Genomic DNA, 11,797 nt, shown 5'->3' with positions numbered 1-11,797 from the left:
CAAGGAACGACACACTCATGACAATGACCCCCGAGCAGGCCGCCTGGTTCCAGGGCACCTTCCAGCGCCTCGTCGAGAACATCGACAAGGCCGTGCAGGGCAAGCAGGAGATCGTCGGCCTCGTGCTGGCCTCGATGCTCGCCGAGGGCCACGTGCTCCTCGAGGACGCACCGGGTACGGGCAAGACCAGCCTCGCCAAGGCACTGGCGGCGACCGTGCAGGGCACCAGCGCGCGTATCCAGTTCACCCCCGACCTGCTGCCGTCCGACGTGACCGGTGTGACGATCTACGACCAGCAGTCGCACCGCTTCGAGTTCCACAAGGGCCCGATCTTCGCGTCGATCGTGCTCGCCGACGAGATCAACCGCGCGTCGCCGAAGACCCAGTCGGCGCTGCTCGAGGTCATGGAGGAGTCGCGCGTCACGGTCGACGGCGTCACTCACGAGACCGGGCGCCCGTTCCTCGTGATCGCCACGCAGAACCCCATCGAGCAGGCGGGAACCTACAAGCTGCCCGAGGCGCAGCTCGACCGCTTCCTGATCAAGACCTCGATCGGATACCCCGACCTCGCGGTGACCGAGAGCATCCTCGCCGGCGCCTCCGACCGCAACCCGTCTGCAGGTCTGTCCGCGATCATCACGACCAGCGCCGTCGCCGACATGGCCGACCTCGCGGCCACCGTGCACGTCGAGCCCGCCGTGCTCCGCTACGTGGCAGAGCTCGCCGAGGCGACTCGCGAAGACGGCGCCATCCGCCTCGGCGTCTCGGTGCGCGGTGCGATCGCGATGATCCGCATCGCCAAGGTCTGGGCCGCGGCTCAGGGGCGCCACTTCGTGCTCCCGGACGACATCAAGGTGCTCGCCCGCCCGGTGTGGCAGCACCGTCTGCTGCTCGACGCCGAGGCCGAGTTCGCGGGCACCAGCAGCGACACGGTCATCGCCCGCGTGCTCGACGCCGTGGCGGCCCCCCAGGCCCGAGCGGCGGCCTGATGACCGCGGAGGCCCTTCCGGCGTCGACGCCGCAGACGGAGCGCGACGCCGGATGGCGTGACATCGCGGCCGTCCTCGGTGCGCGCGCCCTGACGCGCCTCCGCAAGATCACCTCCGCCATCCGTCCGCTGGCCTGGGTGCTGATGGCGCTGGCCGTCGGCTTCTGGGTCCTGGGGCAGATCGCCGGGTGGTCGGAGTTCACGATCGCCGCGGTCGTCATCGCGATCGCCGTCGCCCTGTGCGCGCTGTTCCTCATCGGTCGCACCGCCTACGACGTCGCCCTCGACCTCGCCCGCACACGCGTCGTCGTGGGAGAGCGCGCGGTCGGCGCCCTGACCCTCGCGAACCGCGGCAGCAGGGCCATCCTGCCGTCGCGCGTGGTGCTCCCCGTCGGTTCGGGGCGCGGCGAGTTCGGCATCCAGCGGCTCGCGCCGGGGGAGGAGGCGGAGGAGCTCTTCGCGATCCCGACCCAGAAGCGCGGTGTGGTCAAGGTGGGCCCTGTGAGCGTCGTGCGCGGCGACCCCCTCGGCCTATTCGAGCGGGCGCACCGTCGCGACGACCCCGTCGACCTCTTCGTGCACCCGCGCACGGTGCTGTTCGACGGCCAGTCCCTCGGATACCTGCGTGACCTCGAGGGTCTTCCCGCCGCCGACCTGTCCCGCGACGACGTGTCGTTCCACGCCCTGCTCGAGTACCAGCCGGGCGACGACCTCCGCCACGTGCACTGGCGCTCGACGGCCCGCACCGGCACCATGATGGTCCGGCAGTACGAGGAGACCCGGCGCTCGCACTTCGTGATCGGTCTGTCGCGCTCCCTCGCCGACTACGCCACCCCCGACGACTTCGAGCTGGGAGTCTCGGCCGCAGGGTCGATCGGCCTGCGTGCTCTCCGCGACTCGCAGCGCGTCGACATGCGGGTGCAGGGGCGCGAGCTGCCGGCAGGCACGGGCAAGCAGCTGCTCGATTCCCTCTCGGCCGTCGAGAACAGCAAGCCCAAGGAGGGCGGCATCGCCGAGCTCGCCGGAGTGGTGTCGGCGACGATGCCGCTCGCGAGCGTCGTGGTGCTCGTGTGCGGGGCGCGGGTCAAGCCCGACGACCTCCGTCTCGCCTGTGCGCGTCTTCCGTTCGGCGCCCGCGTGCTCGTGGTCGTCGCCGACACCACCGCCTCCGCTCCGGCCCTGCGCCGCATCGGCGATGCCGACGTCGTGACGGTCGGTGCGCTGGAGCAGATCCCCCTCGCCCTGCAGAAGGTGCTCGCATGACCGCATCCTCCGCCGCGTTCGCCGGTCTTCCCGTGCGTCGCTGGATCCTCGATCTCGGTGCCTCCGCTCTCCTGGTGGTCACCGCACTGGTCGGCTTCTGGCCGACGTTCGCCGGTCCGTCCTTCCTCCCCGCCGTGGTCGGCGGCGTCGTGCTCGGCCTCGCGATCGCGGCGGTCACGACCTGGCGCCGTTGGGGCATCCTGATCATCGCGGGCCTCACGGTCGCCGCCTACTTCGTGTTCGGCGGCGCGTTCGCCCTGCCGCAGACCTCGATCCTCGGCTTCATCCCGACGCTGGAGACGCTGCAGAAGCTCGCGCTTGGGACGGTCACCGCGTGGAAGCAGATGCTCACCACGGTGGCGCCCGTGGCCGCGGCGGACGGTCACCTCGTGGTCCCCTTCCTCCTGGCGCTCGTGTCCACGACGGTGACCGCGTCGCTCGCGCTGCGCCTGTCACAGGTGGCCTGGGCGCTGATCCCGGCCGGCGTGCTGCTCATGCTCGTGATCGCCCTCGGCACCCCTGAACCCGCGTTCCCGCTGGTGCAGGGACTCGTGTTCGCGGTCGTGAGCATGTCCTGGCTCGCGCTTCGCCAGCTGTGGGCGCCGCAGAACACGGCGATCTCCGTCAGCGAGGTCGACCCCTCCAGGGCCTCGCACATGCGCACCCGTCGTCTGCTCGCCGGCGTGGCCGTGCTGGCGATCGCCGGTGGTGCGGGGGTGGCCACGAGCGCGGTCGCGAACCCGGCGCAGCCGCGGCACGTGTTCCGCGACGTGATCATCCCGCCGTTCGACATCCGGGACTACCCGAGCCCCCTGCAGGCGTTCCGCAAGAACGTGCGCGATGAGGCGGACGAGACGCTCTTCACGGTGCAGGGACTGCCCAAGGGCGCGCGGATCCGCACGGCCGTCATGGATCAGTTCGACGGCATGGTCTACAACGTCACCGACGGCGGACCCACCTCGTCGAGCGCCTTCAGCCCGCTGCGCTCGAACATGTCACCGGATGCCGAGGGCGTCCCGGTGACGCTCAACGTCGAGATCGGTGCCTATCGCGGTGTGTGGATGCCGACCGCGGGCGAGCTGTCCGAGATCAGGTTCTCCGGCGATGACGCCGAGCAGCTGCGCCGCGGCACCTACGTGAACACCGAGACGGGCACTGCCGTCTCCACCACGAAGCTGACGAAGGGCGACGAGTACACGGTGGACGCCGTGATGCCGAACATTCCCGACGACGAGCAGCTCGCCGAGGTGCCGTTCGGCAAGGTCTCGATGCCCAAGCCGAGCAACGTGCCGGAGGAGCTCACAGCCCTCGCCGCCGAGACGGTGGTCGGCGCGGAGACGCCCATCGAGCGGGTGCGCGCCCTCGAGAACTTCCTGGCGAAGGAGGGCTTCTTCAGCCACGGGCTCGAGGGGGAGGTCATCTCCCGGGCTGGACACACCGCCGAGCGCATCTCGACCCTCGTCGGCGGCGAGCAGATGATCGGCGACGACGAGCAGTACGCCGTGGCGATGGCCCTGCTCGCCGGACAGGTCGACATCCCCGCTCGTGTGGTCATGGGCTACTACTCCGACGAGGAGAACGCGGGAGAAGCCACGTTCGCTGCCACCGGCGACGACGTGCATGCCTGGGTCGAGGTCAATTTCGAGGGGCTCGGGTGGATCGCCTTCAACCCCACCCCTCCCGAAGACCAGGTGCCGAACGATCAGAACACCAAGCCGCGCGTCGACCCGAAGCCGCAGGTGCTGCAGCCCCCGCCTCCGCCGCAGGAGCCCGTCGACCTGCCGCCCACGCTGCCCGACGACCGCGAGGGCGAGGACGAGAGTCTCAACATCGCGGGCATCATCGGCGCGATCCTCGTGATCGGTGGCATCTCCCTCGGAGTGATCGCACTCCTGGCATCGCCGTTCATCGTGATCGGTGCGTGGAAGGCGGCGAAGCGTCGTTCCCGACGCGCGGCCGCACGCACCGCCGACCGCATCAGCGGGGGATGGGACGAGCTCACCGACCGTGCCGTGGACTACGGCGCGCGCATCCCTCCCGGCGGCACGCGGATCGAGGAGGCGGTGGTCGTGGCGTCTTCGTTGACGGTTCCGCAGGTCACCGCCCTCGCCGAGCGGGCCGATGCCGATGTGTTCGGTCCCGCCGAGCCGAGCCAGGAGGACGTCGATTCCTTCTGGCACGAGGTCGATGACATCGTGGGCGGCCTCGGCAAGGAAGCCGGCTTCTGGAAGCGACTTCAGGCGCGACTGAGCATCCGCTCGCTGGTCGGCGGCACGGCCATCTCGAACGGATTCCAGAATCTGAAGGAAGCGGCGGCCGTGCGCGTCCGCCGTGAACCTGGCACCATCAAGAACAGCACGACGCCCCCGTCCTCCGAGAGCGAGACCTCATGACGCAGCCCGCGACCGACCAGATCGCGCCGGTCTCCCGTCGCGCCGTCGCCTACCTCATCGACGCCCTGATCGCCGGGGGCCTCGCGATCGTGCTCGGCGGCGGACTCCTGGTCGGCGCCTCGCTCACCGGCAGCCTCGAGGGCAGTGTCGGAGTCCTGCTGATCGGGGGTCCGGTCGTGAGCCTGATCCTTCTCGGCTGGTTCGTCGTCTACACCGTGATGCAGGCGGGCACCGGCTCGATCGGCATGCGCGCCCAGGGCCTTCGGCTGGTCTCGGCGACGGACGGGAGCGGCCTCGGCTTCGGACGGACGCTGCTGCGCAACGTCATCTTCGGCCTCGCCGCCGCCATCGTCGTGGGCTACTTCACGCCGCTGTTCGACGGCTCCGGTCGGTACCAGGGGTGGCACGACAAGGTGGCCGGCTCCCTCATGGTGGACGCGCGCGTGCCTGCACCCGCGACCTCGACGTCCGCGACGACCGCGGTCCCCGCCTCGACCGGATCCGGGGCAACGGCCCCGACGCCCGCACCGGCGATCCCCGGACTCCCGCAGCCGGCTCCTGCCTCGGCTCCGGCCCCGACTCCGGGTCCCGCGCCGGTTCCTGCTCCGGCTCCGGCGCCGGCTCCCGCCACGCCGCCCTCCGCTTCGATCCCTCCGCGACCGGCCGCTCCCGCGGCACCGGTCGCCGATGCGGGATCCCTCATCGCCTTCGTCCCCGGCATCACGCAGGATGCTCCCGCACGTCCAGCGCCCGAGCCCGAGACCGCACCCTCACCTGCACTCGACGAGACGATCCAGCAGCAGCCTGCGGCTTCGGTGAGTCCGCCCGCCGCGAGCCCGCCCGCCGCGACGCCGCCGGCCGCGCCTGCCGCCCCCGCGGCGCCTGCCGCGTCGCGCACCACCGAGGAGGACGACCTCGAGGACACCAGGATCAGTGTTCCGGGACACCGGCTCGTCTTCACGTGGGACGACGGGACGCGTGTCTCCGTCTCCCGCCGCACGGTGTTCGGGCGCAACCCCGCACCGGAAGAGGGAGCGACGCTCGTGCCCGTGCGCGACGAGACGCTCTCGCTCTCGAAGACGCACTTCGAGGCGGCGGCCGAGACCTCGGGCGGCTGGGTGATGGACCGACACTCCACGAACGGCATGACGATCGTCCGCGCAGGCCAGCGGATCGCCTGTCCCGCGGGGCAGCGCGTCCCGGTGCGACTGGGCGACGCCATCGAGATCGGCGACCGCATCGTCACGATCGGCGGATACGCATGAGGCCGGGACTGGTCGTCTCGACCGGGTCGGCCACGCATCCGGGACTCCGGCGTGCGCTGAACGAGGACGCGCATCTGGCATCGGCGCCGATCTTCCTGGTCGCCGACGGAATGGGTGGGCACGAAGCGGGGGAGCGCGCGAGCGCCGCCGTGATCGCGGAGTTCGCGCGCTACATCGGTCGGTCCGCGCTCGAACTCGACGACGTGCGTCTGGCACTCTCCCTGGCGAGGGAGAGTGTCGAGGAGCTGTCCACCTCGGGCAACGGCCGCGCAGGTACGACACTCAGCGGTGTGTTCGTCGCCTCGGTCGACGGCATGGGCTACTGGCTCGCACTCAACATCGGCGACTCGCGCACCTATCGCTTCGCAGACGGCGAGCTGGAGCAGATCACGGTGGACCATTCCGTGGTGCAGGAGCTGATCGAATCGGGTGAGCTCACGGTCGAGGATGCCGTCTCCGACCGCCGCCGCAACATCATCACGCGGGCGATCGGCGCGAGCAGCACGGGCGACGCGGACTACTGGATGTTCCCCGCCGAGCTCGGCGACCGGATGCTGGTGTGCTCGGACGGACTCACCTCCGAGGTCGCCGACGCCCGCATCCGCGAGATCCTGATCGCCGAGAAGGACCCGCAGCGGGCGGCAGACGTGCTCATCGACGAGGCCGTCAGCGCCGGGGGTAGGGACAACATCACGGTGCTCGTCATCGATGCCGTCTCCGTCGCCTCGAGACCGGGGACGCTGATGGCCACCGATACGGACATCGACCAGGACACACGTCCACGAGAAGCCGCAGCAGGAGGGGTTCGCTGATGCAGACCAGCTACCGACCGGGACAGTGGTACCTGATCGTCATCCCGGGAGCGCTCGTCGCCCTCCCGCCCGAGGTGCCAGGCGATGTCGTCGCGCGGCTGTGGGAGCGCCTGCCGGAGGAGAAGACGCTCGCGACCGTTGTCGATGTGCTCACCGCGCAGTCGGGGGTCTCGTTCACTTCGCTGCCCTCGTTCGTCGCGGCCGTCGCCGAAGGATCGGACATGCGGATCGCCCTGCGGGGGGCGGTCACCGCGAGTGTGGAGACCGGCTCGGAGTCGTTCGAGCTCTCCGGCGCCGATGTCACCACCTGGAACGAGCGCTACCTCGGCGGTGCGACGAAGGTCGAGATCACGGTCGAGAGCGCCGATGCCGACGCCGACGGTCTGCCCGTGCAGAGCGGAATCGTCCGGGCGGCGGCTGTGAGCGCCGAGCTCGAACCGAGCGATGCCGATCCGCTCCCCTCCATCCTCGGCCCTGCCCCGGTCGTCGGGGAGTCCGCGCCGGCCGCGAACGTCGCGGCGCCGGAGCCGGTCGCGGCTCCTGAACCCGCGCCGGAGCCGGTGGCAGAGCCCGCGCCGCAGCCCGAGCCCGCGCCGCAGCCCGAGCCCGCGCCGCAGCCCGAGCCCGCGCCGGAGCCCGCGCCGGAGCCGGTGGCAGCTCCCGAGCCGGAGCCGGAGCCGGAGCCCGAGGAACCGCTCCCCGTCATCGACGATGCCTTCCTGCCGCCCACCGAGGTGACACTCGCTCCGCCGGTCGACGACGACTTCGACCAGCTGTGGGGCGCCACGGTGCACTCCGTCGGCGGGGCGGCGACACCGGCCGCGCCGATCGCCGTCGAGGGCGACCACGACGGCGCGACGATCTCGGCCGCAGACCTCCGCGCGCTCCGCCAGCAGCCGCCGGTCTCCAGTGACGCCCCGACGGAGGTGCTCGATGTCGCCCCGGCACCGGCCGCGGCCTCCGTCGGCCGCATCCGCCTGTCCACAGGGCAGGAGACGGCTCTGGATCGCACCGTGATCATCGGGCGCCGCCCGCGGTCGACGCGGGCGAGCGGCGCGAATCTTCCGCATCTCATCGCCGTCGAGAGCCCTCAGCAGGACATCTCGCGCAGCCACCTCGAAGTACGGCCGGAGGGCGACACCGTGGTGGTCATCGATCTGCACACCACCAACGGGTCCACCCTGCTGCGGCCGGGAGCCGACCCCGTGCGGCTGCACCCCGGCGAGCAGACGCTGGTGCTCTCCGGCGACGTCGTCGACCTCGGCGACGGTGTCACGGTCGCCTTCGAGGATCTGCCGTGACGCGTCGCCCCTCCCCGCCGCCGGACCTTCCCGGCTTCACCTACGTCGAGCCGCTGGGCACCGGCGGCTTCGCCGACGTCTTCCTCTACGAGCAGGAGATGCCCCGCCGCCGGGTCGCGGTGAAGGTGCTGCTCGCCGATCGCATCTCCAGCGGCGCCGCCCAGGAGTTCGCGGATGAGGCGAACGTCATGGCGATGCTCTCCACGCACCCCGCGATCGTGACGATCTACCAGGCAGGGGTCGCCGGAGACGGACGCCCGTACCTGGTGATGGAGTACTGCCCGCGGCCCAACCTCCAGCTGCGCGCGCGGAAGGACCCGTTCTCGGTGGCCGAGGCGCTGCGGGTCGGTGTGCAGGTGGCCGGTGCCGTCGAGACAGCGCACCGCGCCGGTGTGCTGCACCGCGACATCAAGCCCGCCAACATCCTGGTCACCGAGTACAACAGGCCGGCGCTCACCGACTTCGGCATCGCGTCCACCACCGGAGCCACGGGAGAGGCGTCGGGGATGTCGATCCCGTGGTCGCCCCCCGAATCGTTCGCCGAGCCGCCGCAGAGCGGACCCCGAACGGATGTGTGGGCCCTCGGAGCGACGCTGTACACCCTTCTGGCCGGCCGTTCGCCGTTCGAGCGTCCGGGGGAGCGCAACTCGAGCGCCGACCTCATCGAGCGCATCGAGCGTGCAGCTCTCCCCTCGCTGAAGCGGCCGGACTCGCCCGAGAGCCTGCAGCGCCTCCTCGAGCGCGCGATGGCGAAGAACCCCGAAGATCGTTTCCCGAGCGCCGTGGCGTTCGCGCGGGCACTGCAGAAGGTGCAGATCGAGCTCTCGCATTCGGTGACGCCGATCGACATCGTCGACGACCACCCGCCGGCGGAGGATCTGGACGACGACGGCGACGGCCTCACGCGGGTGCGCGAGATCGTCAGCATCGACCCCGACGTGGCATCGTTCACCCGCCCGTCGGCGACGACGCAGCGCAAAGAGCCTCCGGCCGCGCTGCCCGGCATCCCGCGCTTCGACGCGCCACTCGCCGAGACATCGTCCGTGCCGTCCGTCGAGCAGACGCAGCTGCGTGCTCCGACTCCGACTCCTGCTCCGCCGCAGCCGCTGCCCCCGAGCGCCGATGACCGGACGATCGCCCGAGCCCCGCAGGTGGTCGCCCCCGACGCTGCCGTGCCGCCGGCGATGGTGCCCGGCACGCCCGTCGCAGCTCCGGCCGCACCCGAAGCGCCGCGCAGCCGTAAGGGCCTCTGGATCGGGCTCGCCGCCGCCGGCGTCGTGATCGTGATCGGCGGGATCGTCGGTCTGAACCTGCTGGTCGCCGGGATCACACCCGAACCGCAGGAGACGGCCGAGGCCGTCGACCCGAAGGATGTCGGCACGGATGTGGTGCCGAAGGTGACCGAGCTCGCCGGGACGCGGCAGGGCGAACAGGTCGTCTTCACCTGGACGAACCCGAGCCCGCTCGACGGCGACTCGTACATCTGGACCCCGGTGGCCGTGTCGGGAGAGGTCGATCCGCAGCAGACGCCGGATCCGACCGCTACCCTTCCTGCCACAGCGGGGACCGTGTGCATCGACGTGATGCTGCGACGCGACGACGGGCGCGCGTCCGAGACCGTGCGGGGGTGCGTGGAGTGAGTGGTGAAGGCGGTGTGACCGTCGAGTTCGCGGGGGAGTACTTCCCGGTCCGTCGAGGCGGGCGGTTCATCGTCGGACGCGAGGGCGACCTCGAACTCGACGACAATCTGTTCCTGCACCGGCACTTCCTGGAGATCACCGACGCCGACGGGCTGTGGTGGCTGTCGAACGTCGGCACGCGCCTCACGGCGACCGTGACCGACTCGGCCGGCGGAGTGCAGGCATGGCTCGCGCCCGGCGCCCGTCTTCCGCTGGTCTTCGAGACCACCACGGTCGTGTTCAGCGCAGGACCGACGACGTACGAGCTCACCCTGCACGCGGCCGAGCCGACGTTCCGTGCGACCAGACGCGAGCACGACGACGGCGGCGCATCGACGATCGGAGACGTACCGCTGACCCTCAGCCAGAAGCTCCTCATCCTCGCGCTGGCCGAGCCGCAGCTGCGCAGGGACGGCACGGGCATGAGCGAGATCCCCACCTCGGCGAAGGCCGCGGAGCGACTCGGGTGGACGGTCACCCGCTTCAACCGCAAACTCGACAACGTGTGCGACAAGTTCGACCGGATCGGTGTGCCCGGCATGCGCGGTGGGCAGCGCAGCTTCGCGACCAACCGTCGCGCGCGGCTGGTCGAACACGTGATCGCCTCGCGCCTGGTCGGCAAGAGCGACCTGCCTCTGCTCGACACCGCGCACGCCGTCGACGAGGCCGAGGGAGAGCAGGAGTGATCTGGGAGATCGACGACCACGCTCCCGAGGTCGAAGGGCTCGACGCGCACGGACGCCCCGACCCCGCGTACGCGGCGTCGCTGGGGCTGCGACCGGCGGGACGGGGAGCGCGTGTTCTCGCCGCTCTCATCGAGTGGACGGTGGCCGTGCTCATCGCGCTTCCGGCCATCATCGCGCTGACTCCCGTGCTCGCTCAGGCGGTGTCGGGGGAGTTCGACGCGGAGACGTTCTTCGCCCGGGGTGACCTGGTGTGGCTCATCGTCGCCGCCGCGGTCTCGCAGGGGCTGATGATCGCGTATGTGGTGGTCCAGCTCGTGCTGCACGGACGCAAGGGAGTGACGCTCGGCAAGGCGATCTGCGGCATCCGCTCGGTGAACGTCCGCACTCTCGAGCGCCCGGGATTCTGGCGCGGTGCCGTGGTCCGGTACCTCGTCGCGTACGCCTCGTTCATCGTGCCGATCGTCGGCCCCGTGCTGGTGATCATGCTCTCGCCGCTCTTCGATATCGAGAAGCGCGGCCGTGGATGGCTCGACCTGGCCGCCGCGACCTGGTTCGTGGACGTGCGGGGCGGCTTGAACCCCTACGACCAGAAGCGCATGCGCATCGCGCGCAAGCGGGTGAAGACGCCGGAGCACGAGGAGAAGGCGCCGCTCCCGTCCCTGGCCACGCCGGTACATCGCGATGCCCCGGCGGAGTACGTTCCGAGTGCACGGTTCTCCGGCGGCGTGATCGGCGCGCATCGATCCGCCGGGGGCACCGCGCCGGAGCCGCAGGAGGCCCCGGGCGTCGGATCCATGGTGTCGGCCGTGCCCCCGTCCCTGGCGACGGGTGCTCCCGGCCCGGCAGCATTCTCTCCGGCTCCGGCTCCGGCTCCGGCTCCGGCTCCCGCACCGGCTTCGGCTCCTTCTGTCCCGGAACCGGCGCCCGTTCGGCCCCCGACATCCGCTCCTGTCGCCGCCTCTGCCGCCGCCGCAGCGGCCCCCGCTGTGGAAACGCCGGCAGCCCCGGACGCACCGGTACCTGCCGCATCTCCCGCGTCCGCACCCGCCGCTTCCCCCGCGCCGATGGGAGTACGAGCGCTCTTGGTGCTCGACACCGGGCAGCGCATCGAGGTGCGGGGGACGACGCTGTTCGGGCGGTCCCCGAGTGCCGCCGCTGGCGAGGGCGAGGCGCTCCTGGTGCCGGTCGTCGACGACACGCGCTCGGTGTCCAAGACCCACATCGCGGTGATGCCGGCCCGACGGGGCGTCTTCGTCGTCGACCGGGCCTCCACGAATGGCAGCGCGATCGTCCGAGGCGGTTCTGAGACAGCGCTGCCGGCGGGACACCCCGCGGAATTGCAGATCGGCGACACGGTGCGCTTCGGCGACCGGTCCCTCCTGGTGGAGTGGGTATGACCCTGAGCAGTGA

Annotated in this window: 9 protein-coding genes; all 9 read left to right on the top strand. The window is 71.2% G+C overall.

Annotation, left to right across the window (positions count from 1 at the left end; translation table 11 throughout):
- Positions 1 to 17: 17 nt before the first annotated feature.
- Genes MOX01_RS16385 through MOX01_RS16345 form a run of 9 tightly spaced genes read left to right on the top strand, consistent with a single transcriptional unit; the run spans position 18 to position 11,784 of the window.
- Complete coding sequence (locus MOX01_RS16385; protein ID WP_058631578.1) at positions 18 to 989, top strand: AAA family ATPase; 972 nt, start codon at positions 18 to 20, stop codon at positions 987 to 989.
- Positions 989 to 2,251, top strand: a complete 1,263-nt coding sequence (locus MOX01_RS16380) for a DUF58 domain-containing protein (protein WP_046746638.1) — start codon at positions 989 to 991, stop codon at positions 2,249 to 2,251. The genes MOX01_RS16385 and MOX01_RS16380 overlap by 1 nt, the downstream gene beginning before the upstream one ends.
- Positions 2,248 to 4,644: a transglutaminase TgpA family protein gene (locus MOX01_RS16375; RefSeq protein WP_141370557.1), complete on the top strand. Its 2,397-nt coding sequence runs from the start codon at positions 2,248 to 2,250 to the stop codon at positions 4,642 to 4,644. Before MOX01_RS16380 ends, MOX01_RS16375 begins: the two co-directional genes overlap by 4 nt.
- Positions 4,641 to 5,909 carry an RDD family protein gene (locus tag MOX01_RS16370; protein WP_141370555.1) on the top strand — a complete coding sequence of 423 codons (1,269 nt, stop codon included), beginning with the start codon at positions 4,641 to 4,643 and terminating at the stop codon, positions 5,907 to 5,909. Before MOX01_RS16375 ends, MOX01_RS16370 begins: the two co-directional genes overlap by 4 nt.
- Positions 5,906 to 6,721 carry a PP2C family protein-serine/threonine phosphatase gene (locus tag MOX01_RS16365; RefSeq protein ID WP_046746681.1) on the top strand — a complete coding sequence of 272 codons (816 nt, stop codon included), beginning with the start codon at positions 5,906 to 5,908 and terminating at the stop codon, positions 6,719 to 6,721. The genes MOX01_RS16370 and MOX01_RS16365 overlap by 4 nt, the downstream gene beginning before the upstream one ends.
- A complete protein-coding gene (locus MOX01_RS16360; protein ID WP_141370553.1) occupies positions 6,721 to 8,022 on the top strand; it encodes an FHA domain-containing protein in 1,302 nt (433 codons plus the stop codon). Before MOX01_RS16365 ends, MOX01_RS16360 begins: the two co-directional genes overlap by 1 nt.
- A complete protein-coding gene (locus tag MOX01_RS16355; RefSeq protein ID WP_061018439.1) occupies positions 8,019 to 9,662 on the top strand; it encodes a serine/threonine-protein kinase in 1,644 nt (547 codons plus the stop codon). The genes MOX01_RS16360 and MOX01_RS16355 overlap by 4 nt, the downstream gene beginning before the upstream one ends.
- A 14-nt stretch (positions 9,663 to 9,676) precedes the next feature.
- Complete coding sequence (locus tag MOX01_RS16350) at positions 9,677 to 10,387, top strand: hypothetical protein (protein ID WP_230977970.1); 711 nt, start codon at positions 9,677 to 9,679, stop codon at positions 10,385 to 10,387.
- On the top strand, positions 10,384 to 11,784 hold the full coding sequence (locus MOX01_RS16345; protein WP_141370551.1) for an RDD family protein: 1,401 nt from the start codon (positions 10,384 to 10,386) through the stop codon (positions 11,782 to 11,784). The genes MOX01_RS16350 and MOX01_RS16345 overlap by 4 nt, the downstream gene beginning before the upstream one ends.
- The last annotated feature ends 13 nt before the right edge of the window (positions 11,785 to 11,797 follow it).

Source organism: Microbacterium oxydans, assembly GCF_006540085.1.
Lineage (GTDB): Bacteria > Actinomycetota > Actinomycetes > Actinomycetales > Microbacteriaceae > Microbacterium > Microbacterium oxydans.
Note: the sequence above shows the minus strand (reverse complement) of the source record. Positions and strands in the feature narration are given on the sequence as shown.

Excerpts from the sequence above, each read along its gene's own strand:
- MOX01_RS16365 (WP_046746681.1), top strand. The coding sequence starts at position 5,906 with ATGAGGCCGGGACTGGTCGTCTCGACCGGGTCGGCCACGCATCCGGGA.
- MOX01_RS16375 (WP_141370557.1), top strand. The coding sequence starts at position 2,248 with ATGACCGCATCCTCCGCCGCGTTCGCCGGTCTTCCCGTGCGTCGCTGG.
- MOX01_RS16370 (WP_141370555.1), top strand. The coding sequence starts at position 4,641 with ATGACGCAGCCCGCGACCGACCAGATCGCGCCGGTCTCCCGTCGCGCC.
- MOX01_RS16360 (WP_141370553.1), top strand. The coding sequence starts at position 6,721 with ATGCAGACCAGCTACCGACCGGGACAGTGGTACCTGATCGTCATCCCG.
- MOX01_RS16385 (WP_058631578.1), top strand. The coding sequence starts at position 18 with ATGACAATGACCCCCGAGCAGGCCGCCTGGTTCCAGGGCACCTTCCAG.
- MOX01_RS16380 (WP_046746638.1), top strand. The coding sequence starts at position 989 with ATGACCGCGGAGGCCCTTCCGGCGTCGACGCCGCAGACGGAGCGCGAC.